The sequence below is a fragment of the Paraburkholderia sp. BL6665CI2N2 genome, from assembly GCF_004366535.1.
GTDB lineage: Bacteria > Pseudomonadota > Gammaproteobacteria > Burkholderiales > Burkholderiaceae > Paraburkholderia.
The window spans coordinates 5,225,452-5,240,770 of record NZ_SORC01000001.1 but is presented as its reverse complement, the minus strand read 5'-3'; the positions used below and the strand labels follow the sequence as shown (position 1 = coordinate 5,240,770).

At 63.0% G+C, this 15,319-nt stretch carries 15 protein-coding genes; 6 read left to right on the top strand and 9 right to left on the bottom strand.

The genetic code is table 11. The annotated features are described in order from the left end of the window. Positions 1 to 67: 67 nt before the first annotated feature. The 3 genes from ugpE to ugpB all read right to left on the bottom strand — a co-directional run bounded on the left by ugpE (position 68) and on the right by ugpB (position 3,191). Entirely contained in the window at positions 68 to 913 is an 846-nt protein-coding gene (gene ugpE, locus B0G81_RS23420; protein WP_116143922.1) for a sn-glycerol-3-phosphate ABC transporter permease UgpE, read from the bottom strand. Beyond that, a complete protein-coding gene (gene ugpA / locus B0G81_RS23415) occupies positions 910 to 1,794 on the bottom strand; it encodes a sn-glycerol-3-phosphate ABC transporter permease UgpA (RefSeq protein WP_012434461.1) in 885 nt (294 codons plus the stop codon). The genes ugpE and ugpA overlap by 4 nt, the downstream gene beginning before the upstream one ends. A 71-nt stretch (positions 1,795 to 1,865) precedes the next feature. Further along, positions 1,866 to 3,191 (bottom strand): sn-glycerol-3-phosphate ABC transporter substrate-binding protein UgpB, encoded by a 1,326-nt coding sequence (gene ugpB / locus B0G81_RS23410; protein ID WP_106284231.1) that lies wholly within the window; start codon positions 3,189 to 3,191, stop codon positions 1,866 to 1,868. Between the two features lie 304 nt (positions 3,192 to 3,495). Here ugpB and B0G81_RS23405 point away from each other — a divergent pair, with 304 nt between their 5' ends. Beyond that, positions 3,496 to 4,473: a glycerophosphodiester phosphodiesterase family protein gene (locus B0G81_RS23405; RefSeq protein ID WP_134138474.1), complete on the top strand. Its 978-nt coding sequence runs from the start codon at positions 3,496 to 3,498 to the stop codon at positions 4,471 to 4,473. 95 nt (positions 4,474 to 4,568) lie between these two features. Here the strand turns inward: B0G81_RS23405 and ychF are convergent, their stop codons facing one another. Beyond that, the gene (gene ychF, locus B0G81_RS23400) at positions 4,569 to 5,663 is read right to left on the bottom strand and encodes a redox-regulated ATPase YchF (RefSeq protein WP_012434458.1); all 1,095 of its coding nucleotides are present in this window, start codon (positions 5,661 to 5,663) and stop codon (positions 4,569 to 4,571) included. A gap of 316 nt (positions 5,664 to 5,979) precedes the next feature. On the opposite strand from ychF, the gene B0G81_RS23395 reads away from it, so the two are divergent. The 5 genes from B0G81_RS23395 (at position 5,980) to B0G81_RS23375 (ending at position 11,103) form a co-directional block, all read left to right on the top strand. Then, on the top strand, positions 5,980 to 6,345 hold the full coding sequence (locus B0G81_RS23395) for a hypothetical protein (protein WP_134138473.1): 366 nt from the start codon (positions 5,980 to 5,982) through the stop codon (positions 6,343 to 6,345). 90 nt (positions 6,346 to 6,435) lie between these two features. Next, positions 6,436 to 7,608, top strand: coding sequence for a UbiH/UbiF family hydroxylase (locus tag B0G81_RS23390; protein ID WP_134138472.1), 1,173 nt, complete (start codon positions 6,436 to 6,438; stop codon positions 7,606 to 7,608). Positions 7,609 to 7,740: 132 nt separating this feature from the next. Continuing rightward, positions 7,741 to 8,466 (top strand): DsbC family protein, encoded by a 726-nt coding sequence (locus tag B0G81_RS23385; protein ID WP_134138471.1) that lies wholly within the window; start codon positions 7,741 to 7,743, stop codon positions 8,464 to 8,466. 94 nt (positions 8,467 to 8,560) lie between these two features. Further along, entirely contained in the window at positions 8,561 to 10,351 is a 1,791-nt protein-coding gene (locus B0G81_RS23380) for a PDZ domain-containing protein (protein WP_134143192.1), read from the top strand. Positions 10,352 to 10,506: 155 nt separating this feature from the next. Further along, positions 10,507 to 11,103 (top strand): NAD(P)H-dependent oxidoreductase, encoded by a 597-nt coding sequence (locus B0G81_RS23375; RefSeq protein WP_134138470.1) that lies wholly within the window; start codon positions 10,507 to 10,509, stop codon positions 11,101 to 11,103. A 127-nt stretch (positions 11,104 to 11,230) separates the two neighbouring features. Here B0G81_RS23375 and B0G81_RS23370 read toward each other — a convergent pair whose 3' ends face one another. The 5 genes from B0G81_RS23370 to B0G81_RS23350 all read right to left on the bottom strand — a co-directional run bounded on the left by B0G81_RS23370 (position 11,231) and on the right by B0G81_RS23350 (position 15,306). Continuing rightward, entirely contained in the window at positions 11,231 to 12,076 is an 846-nt protein-coding gene (locus B0G81_RS23370) for a uracil-DNA glycosylase (protein ID WP_134138469.1), read from the bottom strand. Between the two features lie 89 nt (positions 12,077 to 12,165). Beyond that, positions 12,166 to 12,792: a CYTH domain-containing protein gene (locus tag B0G81_RS23365; protein WP_134138468.1), complete on the bottom strand. Its 627-nt coding sequence runs from the start codon at positions 12,790 to 12,792 to the stop codon at positions 12,166 to 12,168. 46 nt (positions 12,793 to 12,838) lie between these two features. Next, positions 12,839 to 13,624 carry an indole-3-glycerol phosphate synthase TrpC gene (gene trpC, locus B0G81_RS23360; protein WP_134138467.1) on the bottom strand — a complete coding sequence of 262 codons (786 nt, stop codon included), beginning with the start codon at positions 13,622 to 13,624 and terminating at the stop codon, positions 12,839 to 12,841. Positions 13,625 to 13,654: 30 nt separating this feature from the next. Next, entirely contained in the window at positions 13,655 to 14,686 is a 1,032-nt protein-coding gene (trpD, locus tag B0G81_RS23355; protein ID WP_134138466.1) for an anthranilate phosphoribosyltransferase, read from the bottom strand. A gap of 17 nt (positions 14,687 to 14,703) precedes the next feature. Beyond that, on the bottom strand, positions 14,704 to 15,306 hold the full coding sequence (locus tag B0G81_RS23350; RefSeq protein ID WP_116118356.1) for an aminodeoxychorismate/anthranilate synthase component II: 603 nt from the start codon (positions 15,304 to 15,306) through the stop codon (positions 14,704 to 14,706). Between the last annotated feature and the right edge of the window lie 13 nt (positions 15,307 to 15,319).

Sequence of the window (15,319 nt, the reverse complement as noted above, 5' to 3'; positions counted from 1 at the left end):
GTTGCGTGCCGCGGATCGCGCGGTGTTGTCTATTCCAATGCATCAAGAATGCTCGCCGAAGAGCCGTCTACTTTTCCGCGTCCACGAGTCCGCGCACGAACCAGCGTTGCATCGTCAGCACGACTGCGAGCGGCGGCAGCATCGCGAGCAGCGTTGCGGTCATCACGAGATGCCATTCGGTTGCCGTGTCACCCGACGCGATCATGCTTTTGATGCCGACCACCGCCGTGGTCAGCGATTGCTGGCTCGTGATCAGAATCGGCCACAAGTATTGATTCCAGCCGTAAATAAACGTGATCACGAACAGAGCGGCCATGTTCGTTTTCGAAAGCGGCAAGACGACGTCCCAGAAGAACCGCATGGCGCCCGCGCCGTCGATGCGCGCCGCTTCCATCAATTCGTCCGGCAGCGTCATGAAGAACTGGCGGAACAGGAATGTCGCGGTGGCCGAGGCGATCAGCGGCAACGTCAAACCGCTATACGTATTGCTCAGATGCATCGACGACACGACTTGCACGGTTGGGAAGATCCGCACTTCGACCGGCAGCATCAGCGTGATGAAGATCAGCCAGAATGCGAGGTTGCGCAACGGAAAACGGAAGAACACGATCGCGTAGGCGGAGATCATCGAGACCGCGATCTTGCCGATCGAAATCACCAGCGCCATCACGAGGCTGTTGAACAGCATGCGGCCGAAGGGCGCTGCCGCGTTGCCGCTGCCTTGCGACCAGACGGTCGCGATGTTTTCAAACAGATGCGTGCTCGGCACCAGCGAGAGCGGCACGCTGAACACTTCGTGCTCGCTCATGGTCGCGGCGCAGAACGCGACGTACACCGGAAACACCACCAGCACGACGCCGAGAATCAGCACCGCGTGGCAAAAGAGGTCGAAACCGCGGCGGTTCTCGATCATGAGTATTGAACCCTGCGTTCGATGAAGCGGAATTGCACGACCGTCAACGCAACGACGATCACCATCAGGATCACCGACTGCGCGCCGGAACTGCCGATGTCCAGCCCCTGGAAGCCTTCGGCGAAGATCTTGTAGATCAGCGTGCGGGTTGCCTGCGCGGGGCCGCCGCCGGTGGCCGCGTCGATTACAGGGAAAGTGTCGAAGAAGGCGTACGTGATGTTGATCACCAGCAGGAAGAAACTGGTCGGCGACAGGAGCGGCAGTGCGATGCCGAAAAAGCGCCGCACCGGACCGGCGCCGTCGATCGCCGCTGCTTCGATGAGCGAGCGCGGAATCGCCTGCAAGCCCGCGTAGAAGAACAGAAAGTTATAGCTGACCTGTTTCCAGACGGACGCGAGCACCACAAGGAACATCGCCTGACCCGCGTTCAGCGCGTGATTCCACACGATGCCGTATTTGGCCAGCGCGTAGGTGACGAGGCCGATGCTCGGATTGAACAGGAACGACCACAACACCGCTGCGATCGCGGGCGCAACCGCGTACGGCCAGATCAGCAGCGTCTGATAGGTCTTGGCGCCGCGCGTCACGCGATCCGCGCAGACCGCGAGCAGCAGCGAGATCACAAGTCCCGACACGGTGACCAGCGCGCAGAAGATCAGCGTCGTATAAAACGACGACAGGTAGAGCGGATCGGCGAAGAGCTGTTTGAAATTGGCGAGCCCGACGAACTCGCTCGACGTGCCGAACGCATCCTGGCTTTGCGTGGATTGCCAGAGCGCCTCACCGGCCGGCCACAGAAAAAACAGCAACGTGATCGCCAGTTGCGGCGCGACGAGCAGGTAGGGCAGCAGGCTGGTGCCGAAGCTGGAGCGCTTTTCCATCGATGATTTCCAAGGTTCTGCTGCAAGCACGGGTTTCGGCGCGGGCGCACCGAAACCTCGCCGCCGACCGCTTAGTTGCCGGCTTTTTCGAAGCGGCGCAGCAGTTCGTCGCCGCGCGACACAGCGGCGTCGAGCGCCTGTTGCGGCGTCTTCTTCTGTGCCCAGACCTGCTCGAGTTCTTCGTCGATGACCGTGCGGATCTGCGGCATGTTGCCCAGACGCAAGCCCTTGGTGTACGGCAGCGGCGGCTTGTTGAGCATCTGCTTGATGGCGGTGTCGCTGCCCGGATTCTTCTCGTAGAAGCCTTGCTGCTGCGTCAGTTGATACGCCGCCGTGGTGACCGGCAGATAGCCGGTGTCCTGATGCCACTTGGCCGCGACCGGCGCCGACGACAGATACGAGAGAAATTTCGCCACGCCCTTGTACACGGCCGGATCCTTGCCCGACAGCACCCACAGGCTCGCTCCGCCGATGATCGCGTTCTGCGGCGCGCCCTTCACGCTGGCGTCATACGGCATCATGCCGGTGCCGAAGTTGAACTTCGCGTACTTCTTGATCGTGGCGAGCGACCCCGACGAGTTGGTGATGATCCCGCAGTCGCCGCTATAAAACTTCGACACCGGCTCGTCCTTGCGGCCGACGTAGGTGAACGTGCCGTCCTTCTGCATGTTCTGCAGGAACTGGATGTGCGCGACCTGCAGCGGCTTGTTGAATTCCAGTTGCGCGTCCGGGCCGTCGAAGCCATTGTTCTTCGACGCGAACGGCGCGCCGTGCCATGCGCTGTAGTTCTCGAGTTGAATCCAGCTCTGCCAGCCCGACGAATAACCGCACGCCATGCCCGACGCCTTCAGCTTCTGCGCGTCGGCCTGCAGTTCGGCCCAGGTCTTCGGCGGCTGGTTCGGGTCGAGGCCGGCTTTCTTGAAGGCGTCCTTGTTGTAGTACAGCACCGGCGTGGAACTGTTGAACGGCATCGAGATCAGCTCGCCGGTTTTGGCGTCGCTGTAATAGCTGGCGATGGTCGGCACGAAGGCCTTTTCATCGAGCGGCACGCCGGCTTGCTTGAACACTTCCGAGACAGGGATCACCGCCTTCTTCGCCTGCATCATGGTGGCGGTGCCGACTTCGTAGACCTGCAGAATGGCCGGCGCATTGCCGCTGCGATACGCGGCGATGCCGGCGGCGAGCGTCTGATCGTAGGTGCCCTTGAAGACCGGCACGATCTTGTAGTCGCTTTGCGATGCGTTGAACGCGTTGGCGATGTCGTTCAGCCGTTCGCCCAATGCGGCTTCCATGCCGTGCCAGAACTGAATTTCAGTCGCGGCATGGGCCGCCTGGCTAAGGCCGGCGCTCAATACGGCGGCAAGGGAAAGCGAACGGATTAGCGGCTTCAAACTCATCGATTTGTCTCCAGTCGGAACGGGCGCGAATGCGAATCGCGCGATTCTATTTGTGTTCGATGACAGTCCGGCGACGGTTGCCGGGCACGGTGCACCATTTTTGACGGGCGCCGGATGCCGCAATTTAACATCGGTGTCATAAAACGGAAACAGTCGGCGTCTGAAGGTGAAGTTTGCGCGAAGGCAAAGCCGGAGGTACCGGCTGGACGCGGCCGTTTGCGAGAGGGCATGATGGACGCGGGTTTGAGTCGCGCGTAGCGGTTCGTGTGCGTTACATCACGGTGTCCATTAATCAGGATTGCAGATGCTGGGTTCCTCAGTGCGGTCGGCGACAGGTGGCTGGATGATGGCCCTCGCTTTGGCGGGGTGTGCGTTCACGCCGGTCACGAACGACGATGCCGTCAAGCAGGTGAACTCCTTGCCGGCGATCATCGCGCATCGCGGCGGCACGGGCGACGCGCCAGAGAACACGCTCGAAGCGATCCGCCTGTCGGTCAAGCATCACGCCGACGCCATGTGGCTCACCGTGCAGTTGAGCAAGGACGGCGTGCCGGTTTTGTATCGGCCGGCGGATCTGGCGGCATTGACCGACGCGAAAGGTCCAGTGGCCGCCTACACCGCAGTTGAACTCGCACGCGTCAATGCCGGTTGGAACTTCCTCCGCAGCGAGGCCTATCCGTACCGCGATCGTCCTGTGGGAATTCCGACGTTGCGTGAGGCGCTGCATGCCATGCCTGCGACCATGCCGGTCGTCCTCGATATGAAAGCGCTGCCCGCCGGGCCGCAGACGCAAGCCGTCGTGCGCGTGCTCGATGAAGAAAAGGCGTGGCAGCGTGTGTCGATCTATTCGACCGAAGCGGATTATCAACGGAGCTTTGCCGCGTACCCACAAGCGAAGCTGTTCGAATCGCGCGATGCGACGCGTGGGCGGCTTGTGCGGGTCTTGCTGAATCAGGGCTGCGTGGACGCGCCGGCCGAACACGCCATGACCGCGTTCGAGTTGCATCGCGCGCTGACGGTGGTGGAGAAGTTCACGCTGGGGGAGGGGCGCTCGGACGTGCGGGCTACGCTGTGGACGCCTGCAACTGTCGCTTGTTTCCGGCAGAAGCCGGACGTGCGGATCGTCGCGATTGGTGTGAACGAGGCGGACGATTACCGTATGGCGGCGTGCCTCGGCATCGATGCGGTGCTCGCGGATTCACCGGCAAAAATGGCGGTCATCAGGGAGGGTATTGCGTTGCCGTTGCGTTGTGCGCATTCCAAGGCAAGTAGTGAGCGATAAAAAAAGCCCGCTTCGATGAACGGGCTCTTTTGAAGTCACGTGCTGCGGTGGCGGCGCTCACATTTGCACCCGTCGCCGCACGCCAAAGCTGAAGCTCAGACGTTGAACAGGAAGTTCATCACGTCGCCATCATGCACGACGTATTCCTTGCCTTCCGCGCGCATCTTGCCCGCTTCCTTCGCGCCTTGCTCACCCTTATAGGTGATGTAGTCGTTGTACGCGATCGTCTGCGCGCGAATGAAGCCGCGCTCGAAGTCCGTGTGAATCGCGCCCGCAGCCTGCGGCGCCGTATCGCCGATGTGGATCGTCCATGCGCGCACTTCCTTCACGCCCGCTGTGAAGTAGGTTTGCAGGCCTAGCAACTTGAAGCCGGCGCGGATCACGCGGTTCAGGCCCGGCTCTTCCATGCCCATGTCGGCGAGGAACACTTCCATGTCGGCTTCGTCGAGGTCGGCGATTTCCGCTTCGATCGCGGCGCACACGGCGACGACCGGTGCATTTTCCGCCGCCGCGTGCTTCGCGACTGCGTCCAGATGCGGATTGTTCTCGAAGCCGTCTTCCTTCACGTTGGCCACGTACATGGTCGGCTTCGCGGTGATCAGGCAGAACGGCTTCAGCGTTGCCTTTTCTTCGTCCGACAAGTCGAGCGCCCGGACCGGCTTGGCCTGGTCGAGCTGCGCGCGCACCTTTTCCAGCACCGCGGCGTTCTTGATGGCTTCCTTGTCGTTACCCGACTTGGCCGCCTTCGAATAGCGCGCCAGCGCCTTTTCGACAGTCGCGAGGTCGGCCAGCGCCAGTTCGGTGTTGATCACTTCGATATCCGACAGCGGATCGATCTTGTTCGCGACGTGAATCACGTTCTCGTCTTCGAAGCAGCGCACCACGTGCGTAATCGCATCCGTTTCACGGATGTTGGCGAGAAACTGGTTGCCCAGACCTTCGCCCTTGCTCGCGCCGGCCACCAGACCGGCGATGTCGACGAATTCCACCACGGCCGGCAGGATGCGCTCCGGCTTGACGATTTCAGCGAGCGCCTTCAGCCGCGCGTCCGGCACCTCGACGATGCCGACGTTCGGCTCGATCGTGCAGAACGGATAGTTTTCGGCGGCAATGCCCGCCTTGGTCAGCGCGTTGAACAGGGTGGACTTGCCGACGTTAGGCAGGCCGACGATGCCGCATTTGAGGCTCATGGAAATCCTTCAGTGAATCAGTAAGTTGCGTGATGCGCTCGACGCTGTGTGCAGGATTCGAGAAGCCTTCGCGGGTGGCGTGGCGGACCAGTGCAGCGGAGCGGGACAAGACACCGGATCGGGGCGTTGCTCGACGACCGGGTGCGAGTTTTCACGGAAAGCGCAATTGTAACCCGTTCGGATCGGCTCACCGACGCGGCTGCGGGAAAGCGGTGCTCGCCGCTCGGTCCGCGATTGCAAGGTTCAGGTAAGGTTCTCTCGGACGCACTGTAGAATCGCCAGTTCAGGGCCGCTAGAGCCCGAATCCGAGGAAAAAATGAGAACAATACGGTGGGTCTTCACGGGTGTGGCTGTCGTCGTGGTGGGCAGCGCGATTGCGTCATGGGTGTCGCCGAACTTCGACGACGCTCAGGCGAACTCCGACCGGCAAACGGTCAACTGTCTCTCAAGCCACTTAACGCTCGACGATAAAAAACAGATCGCGCAGTTCGCCGATGCCAACGACTTCGATTCACTCTGGCGCGTGTACGACCGCATCTTCCCGGACTGCGCCGTGCGCGGCGATCAGCGGGAGCGCAAGGGCGACCTCGAGGCGAGCGCGTGGCGGCTGCTGTCTTCCGACCGCGCATTCACGCGGCTGCGCGAAGCCAACGCGGCGTTGGCGGCGGCCGGTCACCAGTGAGCAGCGGCGCGGTTGTTCGGGCGCAAAGGCCCGCGCGAAAGCCGCCTGCATCGATCCGTCCCCCGCAACCCCCACGGCTATAATGCGCGGATGAATGCACACCACCAGACCTTTGATGCCGCCGTGATCGGCGGCGGGCTCGTCGGCAAGACCGCGGCGCTGGCGCTGACGCAAGGCGGACTGCGCGTGGCGCTGCTCGCGCAACCGTGCGCGGCGCTGCCCGCCGGCGCCGCCTTCGACTCGCGGGTGTACGCGCTGTCCTCGAGTTCCCAGGCTTTGCTGGAGCGGTTGCGGGTGTGGCAGGCGCTCGATCTGGCGCGGCTTGGGCCGGTGTACGACATGCGCGTCTACGGCGACGCGCACGCCGAACTGCATTTCTCCGCGTTCCAGGCTTCGGTGCCGCAGCTGGCGTGGATCGTCGAATCGTCGGTGATCGAACGCGCGCTGGATGCGGCGCTGCGCTTCCAGCCGAGTCTCACCTGGATCGACACGCGCGCGCAGGCGCTCGACTTCACGGCGGACAGCGCCAGCGTCGGCCTCGCCAACGGTAATGTGCTCGACGCCGATCTGGTGGTCGGCGCGGACGGCGCGCATTCATGGGTGCGCGCGCAAATCGGCTCGAAAATGATCCGGCGCGACTACAAGCAAACCGGCGTGGTCGCCAATTTCAAGGCGGAAAAACCGCACAGCGAAACCGCGTACCAATGGTTCAAGGACGGCGAGATCATCGCGCTGCTGCCCATGCCGGACGGTCACGTCTCGCTGGTCTGGTCGGCGCGCACGGAGCACGCCCAGCAGCTGGTCGCGCTCGATCCGGCGCAACTCGCCGCTGAAGTGGAACGCGTGACCGGCGGCCAGTTCGGCGCGCTCGATTGCGTGACGCCGGCACAGGGCTTCCCGCTCGCGCTGCAAACGGTCGACCGGCTGGTGGCGCCGCGCGTCGCGCTGGTCGGCGATGCCGCGCATCTGATTCATCCGCTGGCCGGGCAGGGCATGAACCTCGGCTTGCGCGACGTCGCTGCGCTCGCCGACACCGTCGCCGGCAAGGAGTCGTTCCGCGATCTCGGCGACATGGTGCTGCTGCGCCGCTACGAACGCTCCCGCCGCGAGGACATCCGCGCGCTAATGATCGCCACCGACGGCCTGCAGAAACTCTTCTCCGTCCCCGGTCCGTTTGCCAAGGTGTTGCGTAACACCGGCATGGCGTTTGTCGGCGCGCAGCCGTTCATCAAACGCTGGCTGGTATCGGCTGCGCTGGGTTGAAGCATCCGGCCGGGCAAGCCGCGGCCGGCGAGACAGGTATCATGAACGGGTGGACGCCGTTCCGGTCAGACCGGGAGCGTCAGGAAACGAGCACTGCCCGCGCATTGCGCGCGATTGAACCAGGAATTCAGCATGAAAAAAACTTTCCGCATGGCAGCCGCCGTGCTCGCCATCGCTGCCGTCACCATCGGCTGCTCCGCTCAGGCCGACCAGACCACGGACAAGCTCAAAGCCACGCTGCAAACGCGTCTCGCCGACGTGTCGATCAAGAGCGTGACGAAGTCGCCGATTGCTGGTCTGTATGAAGTGAACCTCGGCACGCAGATCGTCTATAGCGACGCGAACGGCGATTACCTGCTGCTCGGCGATATGGTCGACGCCAAGACCCGCAAGAATCTGACCGAAGCGCGCCTGTCGGAGACCAACCGCATCGACTTCGCGAGCCTGCCGTTCGGGAACGCGGTGAAGGTCGTGAAGGGCAACGGTTCGCGCAAGATCGCCGTGTTCTCCGATCCGAATTGTCCGTACTGCAAGCAGCTGGAAACGTCGCTCAAGTCGATCGACAACGTGACGGTCTACACCTTCCTGTACCCGGTGCTGTCGCCGGATTCGACGGCGAAGTCGAAGTCGATCTGGTGCTCGACGGATCGCGCGAAAGCCTGGGAGTCGTGGATGCAGGATCACCAGGCGCCCACCGCCGCCGGCACCTGCGACACCGCCGCGATCGACAAGAACCTGGCGCTCGGCCACGCCATGAATGTCGACGGCACGCCCACGGTGTTCCTCGCCGACGGCCGCCGTCTGCCGGGCGCCGTGCCGGCAGACCGGCTGGATAAAGAAATGTCCGCGGTGCACTGAGCACACGTAAAACATCAAGCAAAGGAGGCGCGTCGTGCGCCTCCTTTCACATCAAGCCCGAACATCCCCGCCTGAGCTCTCCTAATTGCCGCCGATGAAGCCGATCCGCTACACCATTGTTCCCAAGCAGCCTGCCGCCCACCTGTTCGAAGTCACCGTGACCGTCGCCGATCCCGATCCGGCTGGGCAGCGTTTCATGCTGCCGGTATGGATTCCGGGCAGCTACATGGTGCGCGAGTTCGCGCGCAACATCGTCACGCTGCGCGCTTTCAACGACGCCGGCCGCAAGGTGCGCGTCGAAAAGACCGACAAGCACACGTGGCAAGCCGCGCCGGTCAAAGGCGCGCTGACGCTGCGCTACGAGGTCTATGCGTGGGATCTGTCGGTGCGCGCGGCGCATCTCGACGATACGACGGGCTTTTTCAACGGCACGAGCGTGTTTCTCTCGCCGCTCGGTCACGAAGAGGCGCAGTGCGTGGTCGATATTCAGAAGCCCGAGGGCGCGGCGTATCGCAACTGGCGTGTCGCGACCGCGCTGCCGGAAGCGCGCGGCACGAAACGGTATGGCTTCGGCGAGTATCGTGCGCAGAACTACGACGAACTGATCGATCATCCGGTCACGCTCGGTGAATTCGCACTGGCGACGTTCAAGGCGCATGGCGTGCCGCACGACATCGTGATCGCCGGGCGCGTGATCGGGCTCGACATGGCGCGTCTGTCCGCCGACCTGAAGCGCATTTGCGAAGCGCAGATCGCGTTGTTCGAGCCGAAGTCGAAGAAAGCGCCGGTGGATCGCTACGTGTTCATGACCCAGGCCGTCACCGATGGTTATGGCGGCCTCGAACACCGCGCTTCGACCGCGCTGATCTGCAATCGCGGCGATCTGCCGGTGGAAGGCCGCGAGGCGCTCACCGAAGGCTATCGAACCTATCTCGGCTTGTGCAGCCACGAGTATTTCCACACCTGGAACGTGAAGCGCATCAAGCCGGCTGTGTTCGCGCCGTACGATCTCAGCGTCGAAAACTACACGTCGCTGCTGTGGCTGTTCGAGGGCTTCACCTCTTACTACGACGACCTGATCCTCGTGCGCAGCGGCCTCATCTCGCAGGACGACTATTTCGGCATGCTCGGCAAGGTGATCGGCGGCGTGCAGCGCGGCAGTGGGCGTCTCAAGCAGACCGTCGCGGAAAGCTCATTCGACGCGTGGGTCAAGTACTACCGGCAGGACGAGAACGCGCCGAACGCGATCGTCAGCTATTACACCAAGGGCTCGCTCGTCGCGCTCGCGTTCGATCTGACGATCCGCGCGCAGACCAACAACCGCAAATCGCTCGACGACGCGATGCGTTTGCTGTGGCAGCGCTTCGGCCGTGATTTTTATCGCGGCAAACCGGTCGGCGTCGACGAAGGCGAGATCGAGGCACTTTTCGCCGAAGCAACCGGCGCGAAACTGGCCGAGTTGTTCGCTGAAGCCGTGCATGGCACGCGCGATCTGCCCCTCGACACGCTGCTCGCGCAGTTCGGCGTCGACATCGCGCCCGAATTGGACAAAAACGGCAAGCCGACGCTCGGCGCGCGCGTGCGCGGTGGTGCCGATTGCACGCTGGCGGCGGTTCACGACGGCAGCGCCGCGCAAAAAGCAGGACTCTCGGCGGGCGACGTGCTGATCGCGCTCGACGGCCTGCGCGTGACCGGCTCGAATCTTGATGGGCTGCTCGCGCGCTATCAGCCGGGCGCGAAAGTCGAGGTTCACGCGTTCCGCCGCGACGAGTTGCGCACCACGCAAGTCAAGCTGGACGGGCCTGAAGTGACACGCTACAAGCTCACCGCCAGCGACAAGCGGCCCGCCGCGCGTAAGGCACGCGAGCGCTGGCTGGCCAGCTGATCGTCGTCGGGGCCGTCGCCAATGGACGGCCTGATCAGGCGGATTGTTCTACCAGTGCAACAATCCGTCGCCGCCGGACGGCTTGTTCCAGGTTCGGCAAAAAACCACAATGGCTCCATTCGCGCAACACTGCGCGCCCCCAACTGGAGTCAACCATGACCACGATCCTGCAAGTCAACTCGGCAGCCCGTTCGCAAGGCGCAAACTCGACGCTGCTCGTCAACGAACTGACCGCCAAGCTGCAACAATCGAATCCGGGCGCGCAAGTCGTCGTCCGCAATCTGCAAGCTGAGCCGCTGCCCCACCTGGACGACGCCGTCCTCGGCGCGTTCTTCACGCCGGCCGAGCAACGCACGGCTGAGCAAGCCGCGATCGCTGCGCGCAGCGACGCGCTGATCGCTGAACTGCAAGCCGCTGACATCGTTGTGATCGGCGCGCCGATGTACAACTTCGGCATCTCGTCGCAACTCAAGACGTACTTCGACTTCATCGCACGAGCAGGTATCACGTTCGCGTACACGGCGAATGGTCCCGAAGGTCTCGTGAAGGGCAAGAAGGTCTACGTCGTGTCGGCACGCGGCGGCAAATATCTGGGCACGCCGAACGACAGCCAGACGCCGTACCTGAAGAGCTTCCTCGGCTTCCTCGGCATGACCGACGTGAACTTCATCTACGCCGAAGGCCTGAACATGGGCCCGGACGCTGCGGGTGCTGCGCTGGCTTCGGCGCGTGAAGCGATTGCTGCTGCGTAAGGTTGGCTGCGCCGCTTCGATGCGGTGAACAGACTGCCGGAAAAAAACGCCACGGATCTTTGGGTCCGTGGCGTTTTTGCTTTGAGGCACAGCGGCGGTGTCACGCTCGCTGGCTATTGCCGGCGGTTTACGCCAGCATTTGGGCTTCGTCGGGCAGGCGCCAATCGATCGGTTCACGACCGTGCTGCGCGAGATAGTCGTTGGCTTTCGCGAAATGCCCGCAGCCGAGAAAACCGCGATGCGCCGACAGCGGCGACGGATGCGGCGCTTCCAGCACGCAATGCGATTTCCCGCCGAGCAGCGCGCGCTTGGCTTGCGCATGCGCGCCCCATAGCATGAACACCAAGCCGTCATGGCGCATCGCCAGTTCATGGATCAGCGTGTCGGTGCATTTTTCCCAGCCGCGTTTCGCGTGGCTGGCGGCTGAGTCACGCTCGACGGTCAGCACGGTGTTCAGCAGCAGCACCCCTTGCTTCGCCCATGTGTCGAGACAGCCGTGACGCGGTGTCGCGTGGCCGAGGCTTGCGGCGATCTCCTTGAAAATATTGCGCAGCGACGGCGGCGTGCGCACGTTCGGCGCCACCGAGAACGCGAGTCCGTGCGCTTGCGGCGTGCCGCGGTCTTCGCCGTGATACGGGTCCTGGCCGAGGATGACGACTTTGACGTCTTCCGGACTGGTCAGGCGCAGCGCGCGGAACACGTCGGCGGGATAGACGGTTTTGCCGGCAGCGCGCTCACCATCGACGAAACGGCAGAGCGGCGCATAGGCGTCGCTTTCGATGAACGGTTTGAGATGCGCGCGCCATGCGGGCGGCAGGGCGTCGAATTGCGCTTCGAGCGTCGGCGGGGGCGCGCTTGCGCCGGATTGCTGCGGCTGGGTGCTCGTCATGGCAGCCTTGGCGGGTGCGGAGGTGGCGTCGCCGAACAGCGAGGCCTGCGACGGATTGGAGCGGGTTCTGGAAGCAGAGGTCATGGCGGGGAAGTGTCGCAGCAAACGCGGTGTTGCTCAAGGTGGGGCGGCGCGGCTTGTCGCGTTTGCCGGGTAGCTTTCCTTGCCGCGCCTCAGCCAGCCCGCAACTTATAACCGCGCTGCGCTTTGCTGATATTGTCGGGCGCGAGGCCGGCTATCTGTTTGCCGAGTTCCGCTGCAAGCGTGTGAAGCGCGGCTTCGTCGCCGGACTTCAGTTCGAGTTCGACTTCCGAAATCGGTGCGCGGCGCGTTTCTGCGTCGACTTTGGCGAACACGTCGCCCTGATCGATGGCCGCTTCGATGTCGGAGCCGTCCACTTCGACACGCCACAGCGTCCGCGTGAAATTCGTGCGGAACAGTTCGGTCAGTTCAGGCGCGGCCTGACGCAAAGCGTCCGCGGCGGATTGCTCATCGCATTCGCGCAGCAGCGCGTCGATCTCCAGTTTTTCGCCCGCCACCGGCATTTCCCATTCGTGCCGGTTATGCAAACCATCTTTGGCGTTGCCAACTGTCTTGAAGGTTTGCAGCCAGCCGTCCGGCGTCTGCCGCAAACGCAAGGCGCTTTTCGAACTCGCGAGCGTCAGTTGCGGTGTGTCGAAGTAAATATTCACCAGCTTGACCGGACGTCCCGCCGCGCCCGCGTGCGTGGCGAACCACTGCGCCGCCGCTTGCACCTGGGCGGGCGGCAGCGCCAGTTTGATTTCGCGTTCCATGCCCATGATCTGCTCCGCTACGTACGCCGCGTGCCGTATGCCGACAGCGCGCTCAGAAAAACATCCGGGCAAGCTCCACGCCCGGCTCGTCCGCGCGCATGAACGCCTCGCCGACGAGGAACGTATGCACGTCCATTGCACGCAGGCGCTCCACATCGGCGCGCGACAGAATGCCCGACTCCGTGACGACGATGCGGTCGTCCGGAATCGCTTCGAGCATGCCGATGGTAGTTTCGATCGAGGTTTCGAAGGTGCGCAGATTGCGGTTGTTGATGCCGATCAGCGGCGTTTTCAGCGTGAGCGATTCCATCAGCTCGTCTTTATCGTGCACTTCGACCAGCACGGCGAGACCGAGCGAATGCGCGAGCGCTTCGAGGTCCTGCATCTGCGAAGTTTCGAGTGCGGCGGCGATCAGCAGGATCGCGTCGGCGCCCATCGCGCGCGCTTCGACGATCTGGTACGGATCGACGATGAAGTCCTTGCGCAGCACCGGCAAATTGCAGGCCGCGCGCGCTTGCTCCAAATACGCGACGCTGCCTTGAAAGAACTGCACGTCGGTCAGTACGGACAGGCAGGCTGCGCCGTGCTTTTCGTACGAGCGCGCGATCTCGGCCGGCACAAAGTGCTCGCGCAATACGCCTTTCGACGGGCTCGCTTTCTTGACTTCGGAGATCACGGCGGCGAGGCCTGCCGTGTGTTTCGCGCGCAATGCGCCGACGAAGTCGCGAATGTCGCGCGCCGACGCTTCGAGGCGCAGCTCTTCCAGCGGCGCGCTCTGTTCGGCCGCGCGGACTTCTTCGCGTTTGACCGCGATGATACGGTCGAGGATGTCGCTCATAAGTGTCTCGCTACGTTGATTGCTACTTGATCACTGCTTGAATTGCTGGGTGAAGCGAACCAGTTCGTCGACCTTGGCTCGCGCCTTGCCGCTCGCGATCGCTTCGCGCGCCAACTGAATGCCGTCCGCAATCGACGAAGCCACGTTCGCCGAATACAGCGCCGTGCCCGCATTCAGTGTGACGATTTCGCGAGCCACGCCCGGCTTGTTGTCGAGCGCGTCGAGCAGCATTGCTTTCGATTCGGTGGCGTCGGCCACTTTGAGCGTGCGATTCGACACCATCTGCATGCCGAAGTCTTCCGGATGGATCTCGTACTCGTAAATCTGGCCGTCGCGCAACTCGCCGACTTGCGTCGCCGCGCCGAGCGAGACTTCGTCCATGCCGTCCATACCGTACACCACCAGCACGTGCTTCGCGCCAAGACGCTGCATCACGCGCACCTGAATGCCGACCAGATCGCCGTGGAACACGCCCATCAACTGATTGGGTGCGCCGGCCGGATTGGTGAGCGGCCCGAGAATGTTGAAGATGGTCCGCACGCCGAGTTCGCGGCGCACCGGCGCGATATTCTTCATGGCCGGATGATGGTTCGGCGCGAACATGAAGCCCATGCCGGTTTCCGCAATCGACGCCGCCACCTGTTCCGGCTGCAGATCGATATTCACGCCGAGCGCTTCGAGGACGTCCGCGCTGCCCGACTTGCTCGATACGCCGCGGCCGCCGTGCTTCGCGACCTTGGCGCCGGCCGCTGCCGACACGAACATGGTTGCCGTGGAAATGTTGAAGGTATGCGAACCGTCGCCGCCGGTGCCGACGATATCGACGAATTTCGAGTTGTCCTGCACCTCGACATGCCGGGCAAATTCACGCATCACCGTGGCGGCGGCGGTGATTTCGCCGATGGTCTCTTTTTTGACGCGCAAGCCGGTGATGATCGCGGCCGCCATGACGGGCGAAAGTTCGCCGCGCATGATGAGCCGCATCAAGTGCAGCATTTCGTCGTGGAAAATCTCGCGGTGCTCGATGGTCCGTTGCAGCGCTTCCTGGGGCGTAATCGTCATGATGTCGTCTCTTTTCATCAGGCGTTGCGATTGGACGTTGGCGCACCGGCGAGCTTCGACTGCTTTACGAAGTTTTCGAGCAGCGCGTGGCCGTGTTCGGACAGGATCGATTCAGGGTGGAACTGCACGCCTTCGACGGCCAGTTCCTTGTGACGCACGCCCATGATCTCGCCGTCTTCGGTCCATGCGGACACTTCAAGGCAGTCGGGCAGCGATTCGCGTTCGATCGCGAGCGAGTGATAGCGGGTCACGACGAAATGCTTCGGCAGGTCGGCGAACACGCCCTTGCAGTCGGTTTCGATCGTGCTGACCTTGCCGTGCATGATGGTTTGGGCGCGCACCACGCGCCCGCCGAAGGCCTCGCCGATTGCCTGATGGCCGAGACAGACGCCGAGAATCGGCGTCTTGCCGCTGAATTCGCGCAGCACGTCGAGCGTGATGCCGGCGTGTTGCGGATTGCTCGGCCCGGGCGACAGGCAGATGCGCTCGGGGTTGAGCTTCGCGATTTCGTCCAGCGTGATTTCGTCGTTCCGATAGGTGCGCACGTCTTCGCCGAGTTCGCCGAAGTACTGCACCAGGTTGTAGGTGAACGAGTCGTAATTGTCGATCATGAGCAGCATGGTGTGTCTCCGG